The sequence below is a fragment of the Streptomyces sp. NPDC020845 genome (assembly GCF_044334165.1).
GTDB lineage: Bacteria > Actinomycetota > Actinomycetes > Streptomycetales > Streptomycetaceae > Streptomyces.
Genome location: NZ_JBIRSJ010000004.1, coordinates 497,693 through 512,126, shown reverse-complemented (window position 1 = coordinate 512,126; position 14,434 = coordinate 497,693). Strand labels below are relative to the sequence as shown.

At 71.1% G+C, this 14,434-nt stretch carries 13 protein-coding genes and 1 pseudogene; 7 read left to right on the top strand and 7 right to left on the bottom strand.

Going from position 1 to position 14,434, the window contains the following annotated elements:
- Nucleotides 1-203: 203 nt before the first annotated feature.
- Nucleotides 204-2,510 carry a FlgD immunoglobulin-like domain containing protein gene (locus ACH4U7_RS12070; protein ID WP_398527841.1) on the top strand — a complete coding sequence of 769 codons (2,307 nt, stop codon included), beginning with the start codon at nt 204-206 and terminating at the stop codon, nt 2,508-2,510.
- A gap of 107 nt (nt 2,511-2,617) precedes the next feature.
- On the opposite strand, the gene ACH4U7_RS12065 is transcribed toward ACH4U7_RS12070, so the two are convergent.
- The 5 genes from ACH4U7_RS12065 to ACH4U7_RS12045 form a co-directional block, all read right to left on the bottom strand.
- On the bottom strand, nt 2,618-3,556 hold the full coding sequence (locus ACH4U7_RS12065; RefSeq protein ID WP_398527840.1) for a phosphotransferase: 939 nt from the start codon (nt 3,554-3,556) through the stop codon (nt 2,618-2,620).
- Nucleotides 3,557-3,626: 70 nt separating this feature from the next.
- Complete coding sequence (locus ACH4U7_RS12060; RefSeq protein ID WP_398527839.1) at nt 3,627-4,286, bottom strand: response regulator; 660 nt, start codon at nt 4,284-4,286, stop codon at nt 3,627-3,629.
- Nucleotides 4,283-5,425, bottom strand: coding sequence for a sensor histidine kinase (locus tag ACH4U7_RS12055; protein WP_398527995.1), 1,143 nt, complete (start codon nt 5,423-5,425; stop codon nt 4,283-4,285). Before ACH4U7_RS12055 ends, ACH4U7_RS12060 begins: the two co-directional genes overlap by 4 nt.
- A 23-nt stretch (nt 5,426-5,448) precedes the next feature.
- Nucleotides 5,449-6,285 carry a type II CAAX prenyl endopeptidase Rce1 family protein gene (locus tag ACH4U7_RS12050; protein WP_398527838.1) on the bottom strand — a complete coding sequence of 279 codons (837 nt, stop codon included), beginning with the start codon at nt 6,283-6,285 and terminating at the stop codon, nt 5,449-5,451.
- A gap of 176 nt (nt 6,286-6,461) precedes the next feature.
- Nucleotides 6,462-7,454 (bottom strand): aldo/keto reductase, encoded by a 993-nt coding sequence (locus tag ACH4U7_RS12045; protein ID WP_398527837.1) that lies wholly within the window; start codon nt 7,452-7,454, stop codon nt 6,462-6,464.
- Between the two features lie 131 nt (nt 7,455-7,585).
- Between ACH4U7_RS12045 and ACH4U7_RS12040 the strand changes: the two genes are divergently transcribed.
- Nucleotides 7,586-8,188, top strand: coding sequence for a TetR/AcrR family transcriptional regulator (locus tag ACH4U7_RS12040; RefSeq protein WP_398527836.1), 603 nt, complete (start codon nt 7,586-7,588; stop codon nt 8,186-8,188).
- 108 nt (nt 8,189-8,296) lie between these two features.
- On the opposite strand, the gene ACH4U7_RS12035 is transcribed toward ACH4U7_RS12040, so the two are convergent.
- Entirely contained in the window at nt 8,297-8,779 is a 483-nt protein-coding gene (locus ACH4U7_RS12035; protein ID WP_398527835.1) for an MFS transporter, read from the bottom strand.
- Between ACH4U7_RS12035 and ACH4U7_RS12030 the strand changes: the two are divergent.
- Together ACH4U7_RS12030 and ACH4U7_RS12025 are read left to right on the top strand one after the other, a co-directional pair.
- Nucleotides 8,751-9,658: pseudogene (locus ACH4U7_RS12030) on the top strand (cytochrome P450); the annotation flags it as partial. The gene ACH4U7_RS12035 and the pseudogene ACH4U7_RS12030 overlap by 29 nt on opposite strands.
- Nucleotides 9,659-9,762: 104 nt before the next feature.
- Complete coding sequence (locus ACH4U7_RS12025; protein WP_398527994.1) at nt 9,763-9,957, top strand: ferredoxin; 195 nt, start codon at nt 9,763-9,765, stop codon at nt 9,955-9,957.
- 81 nt (nt 9,958-10,038) lie between these two features.
- Here ACH4U7_RS12025 and pdxA read toward each other — a convergent pair whose 3' ends face one another.
- Nucleotides 10,039-11,052, bottom strand: a complete 1,014-nt coding sequence (gene pdxA, locus ACH4U7_RS12020) for a 4-hydroxythreonine-4-phosphate dehydrogenase PdxA (protein ID WP_398527834.1) — start codon at nt 11,050-11,052, stop codon at nt 10,039-10,041.
- Between the two features lie 459 nt (nt 11,053-11,511).
- Between pdxA and ACH4U7_RS12015 the strand changes: the two genes are divergently transcribed.
- The 3 genes from ACH4U7_RS12015 to ACH4U7_RS12005 all read left to right on the top strand — a co-directional run bounded on the left by ACH4U7_RS12015 (nt 11,512) and on the right by ACH4U7_RS12005 (nt 14,322).
- Nucleotides 11,512-12,492: an aldo/keto reductase gene (locus tag ACH4U7_RS12015; protein WP_398527833.1), complete on the top strand. Its 981-nt coding sequence runs from the start codon at nt 11,512-11,514 to the stop codon at nt 12,490-12,492.
- 91 nt (nt 12,493-12,583) lie between these two features.
- A complete protein-coding gene (locus ACH4U7_RS12010) occupies nt 12,584-13,369 on the top strand; it encodes an HpcH/HpaI aldolase/citrate lyase family protein (RefSeq protein WP_398527832.1) in 786 nt (261 codons plus the stop codon).
- A complete protein-coding gene (locus ACH4U7_RS12005) occupies nt 13,369-14,322 on the top strand; it encodes a phosphoglycerate dehydrogenase (protein ID WP_398527831.1) in 954 nt (317 codons plus the stop codon). The genes ACH4U7_RS12010 and ACH4U7_RS12005 overlap by 1 nt, the downstream gene beginning before the upstream one ends.
- Nucleotides 14,323-14,434: the final 112 nt, after the last annotated feature.

The following is a 14,434-nucleotide window of genomic DNA, read 5'->3' as shown; positions in this document are numbered from 1 at the left end:
AGCAGGCTCGCGGCGGTCCGAATCCATTATCGGATCACCGGGTGCTGGTCCATCCGATGCGCAATCTTCTGCAAGAGCCGCCATAAGCCTCCGCCATAAGGAAGTTGTCCTTACCCTGACGTGGGCCTCGCCTGGTCGGCAGGTCCGTGGGTGACCCGGGGGCGGCTGATCGCCACCGGTCGATCAGCGAGGGGGATATGGAAATGAACCTGCGGCAATCGCGTCTCAGACGCTCGGCGCACTCCGCGGCGCTGGTCGCGGCCACATTCACGCTCGCCTCGGGCGTGGCCGTAACACTTCCGTCGGCCACCGCCCACGCGGCCGACGCCACCGAGGTGGTCATCCCGTCGCCCGATGCCTACGCGGATCGGGCCGAGACGCTGCTGTCCACCGGCGACACCGGTGTGCTGCACCAGGAGCAGGGCTCCACGAGCTATCTGTGGACCAACACCTACAACCGCCAAACGGTCCCCGTGAAGGCGCTGGACGGTGTGCCACGGGAGTCGATCTTCTCCAACCACGATCAGTCCAACCGGGTCGCCTACGCCACCACCGACGCGGACGGCGCGACCACGATCACTCTGCTCAACGTCGACCAGAACACCAAGTCCACCCTGCGGCTGCCGGACGGCTACGCGCACCCCCAGGCGTACGGCGGGTTCGTCCTCGCCACCCGGACTCTGGAGGACGGCACATACGAACTGCGGGTGCTACGGGCCCGCGCCGGGGACACGCCCTTCGACGTGCAGGTGCAACTGCCCGCGGAGGCCACCGCCGAGTCCGAGCCGGTGGTGCTCGGCGGCGAGAGCACCTCGCTCCTCATCCGCTACCGCACCGGCTCCACCCACGGCTACGGCATCCTCAACGGCATCACCGGCGCTGTCGCGCCGCTGCCGGTCACCGGTGAGGCGAGCAGCTTCCGCCTCACGCGCGACACGGTGACATGGTTCAGCCGCCAGGACGAGCAGGGGGTGCGGGTGCTGCCGCGCGACGGCAGCACGACGACACCGCGGGTCGTCCCGCTCACACCGCGGTCCTCCGACAGCGAGATCACCGCCTACACGGTGGGCCGGAACGTGCTGTGGCACGAAGGTGACCGCGGACCGCTGCGGCTGACGCCGATCGACGGGGCGGAGACCTCACGCGTCCTGCTCACCGATGTCGAACAAGGTCTGCAGGGGTCCAACAGCACACTCACCGCCCTGGGCCGCGACGCGGACGGCACCCGGGCCATCCACCGGTTCACCGTGGACGGCAGCGGGCTCGTATTCGATCTGCAGTTGCGCGTGGTGGCGCCGGTCACGGTGGCGTACGGCTCGATCCAGGCGCTCGGCCTGGACCGGGGCACCGTCCGCTACGTCAACGCGCTGCAGCAGACACAGCGGCTGCACGGCAAGGACATCGGCGCCTCGCTGGACCCCTCCGCCGGGGACGATCTGCCCGTCCACGGCGACTCCGCACCGGGGCGGTTCGCCGACGGCGGCGACGAGGGCCTGGCCCGGCTGGTGGCGGACCCGGACAACGGTGGCAAGGACGTACTGGTGACGGGTGACGACCCGGACCAGCCGGTCGACCGGCTCCCGCTGCCCGCCACGGACGGCCGCATCCTGGACGTCTCCCCCGAGTACGTCCTCTACGAGTCGCAGGGCCCGTACAAGCGGCAGTACGTCATCGACATCGTCCGCGACCGGATCGTCAAGGAACAGGCTCCGCAGGCCGCGGCCCTGGACTACGCCACCCTCTGGACGCCGTCCCCGGACCGGCCCGGCACCGTGATCGCCACCGATCTGCGTACCGGGAAGCAGACCGACAGCGTGACGCTCGACGCCTCGTGCACACCCGAGGAGCTGCAGAGCAACGGCACACTTCTCTACTGGAGTTGCCCGGAACAGAGCAAGGCAGGTGTCCAGGACCCGGCCTCCGGGCTCACCTACTCCGCCCCGGTCGACGAAGTCCTCCTCGGCGACGGTTTCCTCGCCGGCCACAACGCTGTCGACGGCGCACTCACCCTGACCGGCCTCAACGAGGACGGCACCACCACCGATCTGGGCTCCGTCCTCGCGCTGAAGCCCACTTCCGCCGCCGACAGCCGAGGCATCACCTGGGCGGTGGACCGCCGCGCGGGCAAGCTCGCCTATGTCGACTGGGCGGAAACCGTGCACGTCTTCGCGCCCCAGCACGGCGTCTCCGCGCTTTCCGTCCCGGACCGCAGCGTCCCCGCCACCTGGGACCGCGGCGAGGAGACCGCCGCCTGGAACGCCCAGTGGTGGCTGTCCAAGCCGGCCGCGTCCTGGAAGCTGACGCTGCACAACGACGACACCGACACCGAGGTGCGCACCTGGAGCGGCGAGTCGACCGCGAGCACCGTCAAAGCCTCCTGGGACGGCACCACCACCGACGGCGCCACCGCACCCGAGGGCGCCTACACCTGGACCCTCACCGCCGCTCCGGCGGACGGTCAGGGTGACCCCGTCAGCGTGTCCGGGACGCTCACGGTCACCGGTTCATGAGGCCGGGCGACTGGCCCGGCATGAAGTCCTGACGCCACGTCACCGAAATTTCGGTCGGCGGAGCGCGGTAAGCGCCGCGCTCCGCCCCGCCGCGCTCGGTGGCGGGGTCAGCCGGTGGCGTCCGACAGTTCCTCGTACAGCCCTTCCAGCGCGATGCGATCGTCGTCCGTACCTGTGTGTGGCGCGCTGAACCAGCGTGCGTAGTCGACGATCTCGGCAAGCCGCCAGTCGAGCGCGAACAGTTCGACCATCGCGGGGTCGGCGGCCAAACCGCCGCCCTCATCCGTATCGAGCAGATCGGCGTAGTCCCGCTCGCGCGGCGCGAGAGCCAGCGACTCCCAGTCGACCAGCTTGAGTCCGCCGGCAACCACGACCTGATTGTCGTTGTGCGGCTCGCCATGGGTCGGCACCCAGACCTCCCGGCGGGCGTCCGCGATGCCCGCCAGCTCAAGATATCGGCTGGTCCAGCGCTTGATCGCGGTATGGTGTGCGGCCAGCGCGCCCCGGGCCCGCTCCGCCAGCGGACCGGACGTCCAGGGCCGGGCGGTACGAGCCCGCAACTCATCCGCGAACTCGGGGCCGACCCGTGGGGTCCAGAGCGGTATGCCGTCCGGTGGCGCGGCGCGATGCAAGGTGGCCAGCGCCGCGATCACCTCGCGGACGTGCCGGGGCGCGCTAGCCTCCGCCTCGGTCGGAGACCGGCCGTCCAGCCACGGCGTCACACTGAGCACACCGGGCCCGACATCGATGGTGAACCGCCCGGACGGCGCGGGCAACGGCGCACACACCATGTCCAAGCCACCGGCCGCCAGCGTGGCCGCGCCCGCGTAGGCGGCCTCCAGCGAGGCCGCGGTGTGCCGGGGCGCCAGCTGATCCAACGTCACGAACAGTGTCTTACTCAGCGTCTCACCACGGGCGGCCACCCGCCAGTGGTGCGCGCCGAAACCCCAGGGCAGGTAGTCGACTTCCGCGACCTCGGGCAGCCAGTGGCCGGCGACCGCGCTCGCGATCGCCTCATCATCGATAAAGGACGGACGGGTACGCACAAGGCCGCATCCTAGGAAACAGGTGGACCACCGTCACACGAGTTTCCGCCGCCCACGCGGCGCGTCAGCGTCAGGTCACCAGGCCTTGGCGGTAGGCATAGACAACCGCTTGGACGCGGTCGCGGAGATCGAGTTTGGTGAGGATGCGCGACACGAAGGTTTTCACGGTCTCGTGGCTTATCTGGAGGGCCGCGGCGATTTCACTGTTGGAGAAGCCGTCCGCGATGAGGCGCAGGACCTCCAGTTCGCGCGGGGTCAGCGGGATATCGCGCGAAGTGTCCTCGGCGGGCCGGATCCGGGCGGCGTACGTGCCCACGAGCCGGCGCGTCACCTCGGGGTCCAGCAGCGCCGCGCCGGTGGCCACGGTCCGGATCCCGTGCAGCAGTTGGGACGGCGGGGCTTCCTTGAGCAGGAATCCGCTCGCCCCCGCGCGCAGCGCCTCGTACACGTACTTGTCCAGGTTGAACGTCGTCACCACGAGCACCTTGACGGGATGCGGCACCCCGGCGCCGGCCAGCAGTCGGGTGGCCTCGATACCGTCGAGCACCGGCATGCGTACGTCCATCACCACGACCTCCGGGCGCAGCCGGCCGGCGAGGTCGACCGCGGCTTGCCCGTCCGCGCATTCGCCCACCACCTCGAGGTCGGGCTGGGCGTCGATGATCGTCACCAGCCCGGTGCGGACCAGCACCTGGTCATCGCAGACCAGGACCCGGATCGGCGCGGTCACGACGGGCTCCCCGCGGGGATCCGGGCCCGGACGACGAAGCCGCCACCCGTCCGGGCGTCCGCGCTGAAGTCGCCGCCCAGGACGTCGACCCGTTCGCGGAGACCGGCCAGGCCCCGGCCACTCCCGCCGAGGGAGCCGGTCCGCGAGCCGGCCGGCGAGCCGGGGCCGTCCGTGCTGACCTCCACGGTGATGTCGTTGTCGCCGTGGTGCACCTGGACCGAGGTACGGATGCCGTGGGCGTACTTGAGGGCGTTCGTCAGGGCCTCCTGAACGACCCGGTATGCCACGAGGTCGGCGCTGCCGGACGACTCCGCGGGCGTGCCCTCCTCGGTGAACTCCACCGGCTGCCCGGCCCGGCGCGTCTGCTCCACGAGCGTGAGCAGCCTGCCGACGGGCGGTGTCCTGGCCGGTCCGGAGCCGTGGTCGGGGTTGATCAGGTCGAGCAGATGCCGCAGATCGGCGGTGGCCCGCCGGCCGGCATCGGTGACCGCGGTCAGGGCCTGGTCGAGGCGATCGGGCGCGGCGGTCAGGTAGCGTGCCGCCTCGGCCTGTACGACCATCGCCGTCACATGGTGGGTCACGACGTCGTGCAGCTCGCGGGCGATACGGGCGCGCTCGGCGGCGCGGGTGTCCTCGGCGACGCGGCGGCGGCGTTCGGCCTCCGCGGCCCGGGTGGAGCGCAGCCACCCTCCGACGCCCCACGCGAGGGCCAGGGCCACGTAGTACATCACGAACTCGCTCGGCGGCTCGCCCGATCCGAGCTGGTAGAGAGCGACCGCCAGTGGCACATACGCCACGGAGAAGAGGAACACGGTGGCGCGCCGGTGCCGCTCCAGATGGGACCCCGCGGTCAGCAGCGCGATGGGCATCGCGGTCCCCGCGAGCGAGTGGTAGCCACGGAGCTGGTCGACGGCGAAGCCGAGCGACACCAGGGAGAGACAGACGACCGGCCACCGACGGCGCATGGCGAGCGGCAGGCACTGGAGGGCGACTGCCACGATGGCCAGCGCGTCGAAGGGGCGGGCCGCAAGGCCGCCGAGCTGCGTTCCATGGTTCTGGGACGCCGGCAGGAGCGACGCCGCGAGGATCAGCAGACCGAGCGGGAGATCCCGGACCGTGACATCCAACCGGTGCCACATCTCCGGGATCCGCCGAGAACTGATCACCGGGCGAGTGTAGCGGTGGCGCCAACCTCGACGGCGCGCCGACGGCGGGGCATCAGATGGCCGCGGCGTCGGGCCAGCCACATGAACACGATCGTCACCAGCACGCCGAACAGCAGCGTGTACAGACTTCCCTCCGGACCGAAGTCGCCACCGGTGATCGGCGCCGGGCCCGATGTCGCGGAGTCCAGCAGTCCCTTCGGGGTGCCGTTGCCCGACACCTCGGTGCTGAAGATGCCGGAGATGGCGAAGTTCCAGCCGAAGTGCAGTCCTATCGGCACCCACAGGTTGCGGGTGGCGGCGTACGCGGCGCCGAGCATGCCACCGGCCTCGATCGCGATGGCGATGGCGCCCCACAGGCTGGCGTGCGGGTTGAGCAGATGCGACAGCCCGAACAGCACACCGGTCAGCGCCAGCGCGATCCATGTGCCGATGCGCTCCTCGACGATCCTGAACAGGACACCACGGAACATCAGTTCCTCCGTCACCGCGGCGGCGGCCATGAAGCCGAACAGGCCCACCGCGCCCGTCGGCGAGCCCAGGCCGTTGACCTTGTAGTACCCGAGGAAGGCGATATTCGCGATGACGAACCCGGACATCACGAAGCCGATCAGCACCCCCCAGCCGATCGCGGCCCCGGCACCCTCCCGGGCCACTTCCGTGGACGGGCGGCGCTCGGTCCGCCGCACCACCCACCCGTAGACGAACACCGCGAGCACGGCGGTCGGGACGCCGATGGCCAGCTTGAGCCACGGGTTCCCCTCCACCGCGGCAAGGCCCTGGCCGCCGAGGAAGGCGACCGCCGCGACGGCCACCAGTTGCCAAACCAGCCTCATGAAGACTCCTTCGCCAGATCCGCGGCCGGAGCGCCGCGGCGGCACCGAACGCTACGGATCGGCCGGCCCGGAATCGTCACCACACGGTGGACACTTGCGCGTAGCTCGCACGGGGGACAGACCGGCGCTCTGCCCGCGTGACGACGGACGCGGACCCAGTACGCGTCCGCCACCGCTCACCAGGCATACGCCTCGGGCGCGGGCTTCGCCCCGTTCGGTGCGGGCGGCGGGAAGGTCTCGTCCAGCTTGGCGAGGGTGTCGAGGTCGAGGGTGATCTCCAGTGCGCGCAGGGTGCCGTCGAGCTGTTCGACGGTCCGCGGTCCGACGATCGGCCCGGTCACTCCGTCCTGGGCGAGCAGCCACGCCAGGCCGACGTGGGCCGGGTCCTCGCCGAGCTCGGCGCACAACTTCTCGTATGCCTCGACCGCTTCCCGCTGCTCGGCGAACGCGGCGGCCCACAGCCCCGAGCCGCTGCGGCCGGTCAGCCCCTCACGCTGCTTGCGCAGGACACCGCTGAGCACTCCGCCGTGCAGCGGCGACCACGGGATCACGCCCAGCCCGTAGTGGCGCGCGGCGGGCAGCACCTCCAGCTCGGCCCAGCGGCTCATGAGGTTGTAGATGGACTGCTCGCTGACCAGCCCGAGGAAGTGACGCGACCGGGCGGCCTCCTGCGCCTGCGCGATATGCCAGCCGGCGAAATTGGACGAGCCGAAGTAGAGCACCTTTCCCTGCTGGCGAAGGACGCTGAACGCCTCCCAGATCTCTTCCCACGGGGTGTCCCGGTCGATGTGGTGCATCTGGTACAGGTCGATGTAGTCGGTCTGCAGCCGCTTCAGTGACGCGTCGACCGCGCGCCGGATGTGCAGTGCGGACAGCCCTCTTTCGTTGGGCCAGTCCCCCATCGGCAGGTAGACCTTGGTGGCGAGGACGGTCTTCTCGCGCCGGCCGCCGCCCTGGGCGAACCACCGGCCGAGGATCTGCTCGGTGAGGCCTTCACCTTGCTGCGCGCCGTACGAGTTGGCCGTGTCGAAGAAGTTGATGCCGTGCTCATGCGCATGATCCATGATCGCGCCGCTGTCCTCTTCGGACGTTCGCGACCCGAAGTTCATGGTGCCGAGGACGAGCCGGGACACCGAGAGGCCACTGCGGCCCAGGCGGGTGTACTCCACGTGCTCCAACCTTTCAGGAGATGTCACTAGTCGCGCCGTATTCGCGTCAAGCAGGACGCGATGAAGGTACGACTTGCAACACCAATGACGCAAGTACCCAGTGAACCGTGACGTTGCCGTATGCTTCCTCCATGAAGACGCAGAGGGAGTCGCCCCCCGCCCGCAGCCGGCCGCTGCGCGCGGACGCCGAGCGGACTGTGACGGCGATCCTGGAGGCGGCCGAGCGCACCCTCAGCCGCGACCCCGCGGCCACCATGGAGCAGATCGCCGAAGCCGCCGGTGTCGCCCGCACCACCGTGCACCGGCGCTTCGCCACCCGGGAGGCACTGATCGACGCCCTGGCCGGGTGGGCCACCGAGCGGTTCGCCGCGGCGGTGGACGCCGCCCACCCGGACACGGCTCCGCCGCTGGTCGCTCTCTACCAGACGACCGCGAACGTCCTTGGCGTCAAGGTCAGTTGGGGATTCGCGATGAGCCAGGCATCCTCGGTCAACCCGGAGGTGGCGCGCGTCCACAGCGATGTACGGGACACCTGCGAGCGGTTGTTCCGCCGGGCCCAGGAGGCGGGTGTCCTGCGCGCCGACATCGACATCCCGTGGACCCGCCGCGTCTACTACGCCCTCATCCACGAGGCCGCGCAGAACAGGGCCGAGGAAGACACCGCCACCGTCGCGACGCTCGTCGTGGACACCCTGCTCCGCGGCGCGGGCACCCCCCACCCCGACCGGCTGTGAGGACGGCTGCACCGTCACCCTCCTGCCACCGTCCGGCAGGACATGAGCCTCACCGCTTCGGATCGGCCGGTTCGGACGAGTCGAGGCTGGTCCGCAGCATCACCGGCGTCAGCAGGACGGCCGCGACGATGCCAAGGGCCGCCACTGCGGCGCCGATGAGGAAGACGAGCCCGGTCGCGTCGCCGTAGGCGACACGGGCGGATTCCCCACCCTGCGCGGTCCGTTCGGCGACCTGCCGAGCCAGTACGCGCCCAGAACCGTGACGCCGAACGTACCGCCCAGGGAGCGGAAGAAGGTGACCGTGGTGTTGGCCGTGCCGATGTCCTTCAGCGGGACGGAGTTCTGCACGACCAGCACGAAGTTCCGCATGGTCATACCGACACCCAGGCCGATGCACAGCATCGCCGCGCTCATGAACACCAGGGACGTTCTGTGGTCGATGGTGCCCAGCCCGGCGAACCCGGCCGTGAGCAGGCCGGAGCCCACGATGACGAAGGGCTTGAGGTTCCCGGTCCTGCTGAGCAGCCGGCCCGCGAGGATGGAGGAGACCAGGATGCCGCCCGAAGGCCACCAGAGGTGGCGGCGGCACATGGGCAAGTACTTCACCGCCAAGCGGGTCACCGCGCTGCGCCCCGGCATGGAGGAGATGGCCGAGGCCCTGATCGACGCCATGGTCAAAAGCGGTTCGCCCGCCGACCTCAAGGCGGCGCTCGGCTTTCCGCTGCCGGTCTATGTGATCTGCGACCTGCTCGGCGCGCCCGCCGAGGACCGGGACCGCTTCTCCTACTGGTCCGACGCGTTTCTGAACGTCAGCCGCTACTCGGGGGCGGAGACCAGGGCTGCCCACGAGGACTTCGTGACGTATATGTCCGAGCTGATCGCGGCCAAGCGCGCCGAACCTGGCGAAGACCTGATCAGCACGCTGATCGAGGAGAGCCGGGCGGAGGGCGAGGGGCTGACCGACCCCGAGCTCCGCGACACCGGTATGGCTCTGCTGGTCGCCGGACACGAGACCACCGCGAACATGATCGGCAAGATGGTCGCCATGCTGCGCGCCGACCGCACCCGGTGGGACCGCCTGCTCGCCGACCCCTCCCTGATACGCACCGCGGTCGACGAGGTGCTGCGCTCGGACGCCAACCTGGGCGGCTACGGCGTCCGGCGCTATCTGACCGAGGACTAGGAGGTGGACAGGGCGGTGCTGCCGGGAGGCACCACCGTCTTCTGCGGTCTGTCCGCCGCCAACCGCGACGAGCGGGCCTTCGCCGACCCGGACGAGATGGACCTCACCCGCAGCCCCAACCCCCATCTCACCTTCGGCGCCGGAGCCCACTCCTGCCTGGGCCAGTCGCTGGCCCGCACCGAGCTCCAGGTCGTCCTGAAGGCGCTGCTGCACAAGCTGCCGCGGGGCTGCGGCAGATCGAAGGACTCACCGTCGGTGGCCTGCGCGAGGTGCCGGTGCGATGGTGACCCGCCCCGCCGAAGCCTCCGTACCGACGGTGCCGACCGACAACGCAGCCGACAACGCAGCCGAGGACACGGCCGAAAGGCCGACCCGGAAGAAGGGAGCGACCGTGAAGGTCACCGTGGACGAGGACAAGTGCTGCGCCGCCGGGAGTTGCGTACTCGCCGCACCGGACGTCTTCGACCAGCGCGACGAGGACGGCATCGTCGTCCTCCTCGACGCCGAGCCCGCCGAGGACCAGCATGCGGCCGTACGGGACGCGGCCGCCGTGTGTCCCGCCGCCATCGCTCTGAGCGACGTATGACGCGCTGAACGCCTCCGGGGCAGGGCATCTTCGGACGACTTCCGCGGGTGCCTTGCCCCCTCTTGTTTCAAGCCGCCTGTTTCAGGCCGCCGGGGTGACCGGCACCGTGGCCATCTCGGCCGCCTGGCGCAGCGCCTCGACCATGCTGCCGGCCTCCGCCGTGCCCGTGCCGGCGATGTCGAACGCGGTGCCGTGGTCGACCGACGTACGGATGACGGGCAGGCCCACGGTGAGGTTGACGCCCGCCTCGATGCCCAGGACCTTGACCGGGCCGTGGCCCTGGTCGTGGTACATGGCCACGATCAGGTCATAGTCGCCGCGGCCGGCCAGGAAGAAGGCGGTGTCGGCGGGGAGCGGACCCCGGGCGTCGACGCCCTCGGCGCGCAGCTTCTCCAGGGCCGGGACGATCTTCTCCTCTTCCTCGCCGTAGCCGAACAGTCCGTTCTCGCCCGCGTGCGGGTTGATGCCGCAGACGCCGATGACGGGGTTCGGGGTGCCGGCGCGGACCATCGCCTCGTGGCCGCGGCGCACGGTGCGCTCGACGAGGCCCGGCTCGATCCGGTTGACCGCGTCGATCAGACCGATATGCGTGGTGACATGGATGACCTTCACCTTCTCGGTGGAGAGCATCATCGAGACCTCTGCGGTCCCGGTCAGGTGGGCGAGGAGTTCGGTGTGGCCGGGGTAGATGTGGCCCGCGGCGTGCAGGGCCTCCTTATTGAGCGGCGCGGTGCAGATGGCGTGCACCTCGCCCGCCACGGCGAGTGCGGCGGCCCGCTCGATGTACGCGTACGCGGCGCCGCCCGCGACCGGCGACAGCTCGCCCCAGGGAAGGTCGGCGGGGAGCAGGCCGAGGTCGACGACGTCGACGCGGCCGGGGGTGAACTCGGCGTCGCGCGGGTGATCGATGGCGGCGATCTCGCAGTCCAGGCCCAGGATGCGGGCGGCCTCGCGCAGCCGCTGTGCGTCGCCGATGACAACGGGGCGGCAGTGGGTCAGAACGGCGTCGTCGAGGAGGGCCGCGACAACGACCTCGGGGCCGATACCGGCACCGTCGCCCATGGTCACGGCGATGAGAGGCAGGGGGGTGGGCATAAGAGCAACTCCTAGGCGAGGCGGGCGGTGACAGGTGCGCTATGTACGCAACCGCGCCGGGCTCGGCGGCGCCCACGGGATCGAACCTCCTTGGGCACGTCCGGCGTGGGCGGCCCGGTTAGGATCATGACACAATTTGCGTGAAGCGCGCGAGACCTCTTGCGCGAATTACGCAGTCGTGCGAGCGTTCCCGTGGCGCCGACGGCCGTCACCCGCGGCCCTCGTCGCCCTCGTGGACGCGGCGCGTACCGGCCTACACAGCTCATCGCGCCGCACTGGGCCGCAGCAGCGCATGGCCGGGAACCAGCGCGGCGACCGGTCGAGGCCGCGTAGCCGCACGGCACCATCCGCGATGCGCACATCACGCATGAAATCGCGCATGAATTCGCGCATGGAATCCCGCATGGGATCGCGCATCAGCAGCACGAGACCGCACCACCCGCTTCGGAAGGACCCGCCGTGACCGCCGGCCTTGAACTCCCGCACGTCCCCGTCCCGCTGTCCCGTCTCGTGCTCGGCACGATGACGTTCGGCGACACCGCCGACCGCGCGACGGCGACCGCGATGGTGGACGCCGCGCTCGACGCGGGCATCACCGGTGTGGACACCGCCAACGGCTACGCGGGCGGCGAGAGCGAGCGCATCCTCGCCGAGCTGCTGCCCGGCCGCCGCGACCGGGTGGTTCTCGCCACCAAGGCCGGCATCCCGCACCCCGACCAGGGCGAACACACACCGCTCTCCCCGGAGGGCCTGCGCGCCGCGCTCGACGGGAGCCTCAAGCGCCTGGGCACCGACCACGTCGACCTCTTCTATCTGCACCAGCCGGACCGCAGGACGCCCATCGCCGACACCCTGGCGACCGTCGCCGAGTTCGTACGGGCGGGCAAGGTCCTCGCCCTCGGCGTCTCCAACTTCGCCGCCTGGCAGATCGCCGAGCTGAACCGCGTGGCCGACGTGGTCGGCTCCCCCCGCCCCGTCGTCGCCCAGCAACTCCACAATCTCCTCGCCCGCCGTATCGAGGAGGAGTACACGGAGTTCGCCGCCGTCACCGGGCTGCACACGATGGTCTACAACCCGCTCGGTGGCGGCCTGCTCACCGGCCGCCACAGTTTCGAGCAGGCCCCGGCGGGAGGGCGCTTCGGCGACTCCAAGCTGGCCGCGATGTACCGCGAGCGGTACTGGAACGAGGATCTGTTCCGCGCCGTCACCGACCTCACCCGTATCGCCTCCGACGCGGGCCTGCCGCTGACCGACCTGGCCCTGCGCTGGCTGCTGTCGCGGCCCTCCACCGACGCGCTGCTGCTCGGCGGCTCCAAGGTCGAGCACCTGAAGGCCAATATCGCCGCCGCGGCCGCGGGGCCGCTGCCCGCGGACGTCCTGGCCGCCTGCGACGAGGTCGGCGCCCGCCTGCGCGGCCCGATGCCCGCCTACAACCGCTGACCTCGCAGCCCACTGCTGCACCTCGCCGCCCAGCACTGCACCTCGCAGCCCACTGCTGCACCTCGCCGCCCACCTCGCAATGGAGACACACATGGCCACCGGCCGCACGTCCGCCGAGTTCACCGCCGCGCTGCGCAATCGCGAGCAGCTGATCGGCTACTGGTCGCTGCTCGACTCGCCGATCGCCGCCGAGCGCCTTGCCCGCGTCGGCTACGACTACCTGGCCTTCGACGCCCAGCACGGCCTCTTCGGCTACCAGGGCATGCTGAACAACCTCCTCGCCACCGACACCAAGGGCAGCACCGCCGTCGGCATGGTGCGCGTCGAGGCCAACGACCTCACGTACATCGGCAAGGCGCTCGACGCGGGGGCGAGCGCCGTGATCGTCCCGCTGATCGACAACGCCCAGGACGCCGCCGACGCCGTCGCCGCCGTCCGCTATCCGCCGCTGGGCCGCCGCTCGTACGGCCCGATGCGCGCGCAGCTGCGTATCGGCCCGAACCCGGCCGATACGCACGATCAGACCGCCGTCCTCGCGATGATCGAGACGGCCGACGGCCTGGCCAACGTCGAGGAGATCTGCGCGACCCCCGGCCTGGACGGCATCTACGTCGGCCCGTCCGATCTGCGTCTGGCCATCGGCGGCGCGACCTCCACCGACCCTGCCGTACAGGACGAGTTCGAGCAGGCCCTCACCCGCGTCCGCAAGGCGGCCGAGGCGGCGGGCATCGCGGCCGGGATCCACAACGCCGACGGCGCCGGCGCCGCCCGCCGCCTCGCCGAGGGGTTCACGTTCGCGACGGTCGCGGCCGATGTCGTGCATCTGCAGCAGATCGCGACGTCCCACCTTCAGGCGGCACGGGGCGGGGCGCGCTGATGCCGACCACGCTCATCACGACGCCCACTTTCGCCCGGCATTCGGCGCGCCCCTGGCAGATCCTGGAGGACGCCGGGGCGGGTCCCCTGCGCCCGTACGAGGACGTGGCGCTGCCCACCGCCGAACTCCTCGAGTACGCGGCCGGTGCGGACGCGTTGATCGTCGGCATGGACCCGATCACCGCCGAGGTGATGGACGCCGCGCCCCGCCTCAAGGTGATCGCCAAGCACGGCGTCGGCGTCGACACCATCGACGTGGCCGCCGCTCGCGCGCGTGCGATACCGGTGGTGTGCGCGCCGGGCAGCAACTCGCGCGCGGTGGCGGAGTACACCTTCGGCCTGCTGCTGTCCGCGACCCGCTCCCTCGCCGCCTCGCACACCGCGGTGGCGGCGGGCGGCTGGCCGAAGCTGTTCGGCCCCGAGCTGCACGGCAAGACGCTGGGCATCGTCGGCTTCGGCCGCATCGGCCGCCTGCTGGCCGGCTACGCCCGCGCCTTCGGGATGGAGTTGCTGGCCCACGACCCGTACGTCGCCGAGGTCGACGTCCGCGCGCACGGCGCCGAACCGGTCGCGCTCGACGCCCTGTTGGCGCGCGCCGATGCCGTCAGCCTGCACACCCCGCCCGACCCGTCCGGCACCCCGCTGCTCGACCGCGACCGCCTGGCGGCGATGAAGCCGGGCGCGATCCTGGTCAACGCCGCACGCGGCGGGCTCGTCGACGAACGCGCGCTCGCCGACCTGCTCGGCTCCGGGCACCTCGGGGCCGCGGCCCTCGACGCGTTCAGCACCGAACCACTGCCCGCCGACCATCCGCTGCGCGCCGCCCCGCGCACCCTCCTCACCTCCCATATGGCCGCCTGCACACCCGAGGCCAACCAGGCCATGGGCGCGATGGTGGCCGAGGACGTCATCCGCGTACTGGCGGGCGAGGAGCCGCACCACCAGGCGCGCTGAGACACCACAGCAGGCAGCCGCCGCGCGCTCGACACCGCGACACGCGCGCACAAGCCCCACACCACCCCCCGCTGTCCCCATTCCGGATACCGGCGACGGCGCCGGCAGATCC

Excerpts from the sequence above, each read along its gene's own strand:
- pdxA (WP_398527834.1), bottom strand. The coding sequence starts at position 11,052 with ATGCCCACCCCCCTGCCTCTCATCGCCGTGACCATGGGCGACGGTGCC.
- ACH4U7_RS12035 (WP_398527835.1), bottom strand. The coding sequence starts at position 8,779 with ATGTGCCGCCGCCACCTCTGGTGGCCTTCGGGCGGCATCCTGGTCTCC.
- ACH4U7_RS12070 (WP_398527841.1), top strand. The coding sequence starts at position 204 with ATGAACCTGCGGCAATCGCGTCTCAGACGCTCGGCGCACTCCGCGGCG.
- ACH4U7_RS12050 (WP_398527838.1), bottom strand. The coding sequence starts at position 6,285 with ATGAGGCTGGTTTGGCAACTGGTGGCCGTCGCGGCGGTCGCCTTCCTC.
- ACH4U7_RS12040 (WP_398527836.1), top strand. The coding sequence starts at position 7,586 with ATGAAGACGCAGAGGGAGTCGCCCCCCGCCCGCAGCCGGCCGCTGCGC.
- ACH4U7_RS12055 (WP_398527995.1), bottom strand. The coding sequence starts at position 5,425 with ATGTGGCACCGGTTGGATGTCACGGTCCGGGATCTCCCGCTCGGTCTG.
- ACH4U7_RS12005 (WP_398527831.1), top strand. The coding sequence starts at position 13,369 with ATGCCGACCACGCTCATCACGACGCCCACTTTCGCCCGGCATTCGGCG.
- ACH4U7_RS12010 (WP_398527832.1), top strand. The coding sequence starts at position 12,584 with ATGGCCACCGGCCGCACGTCCGCCGAGTTCACCGCCGCGCTGCGCAAT.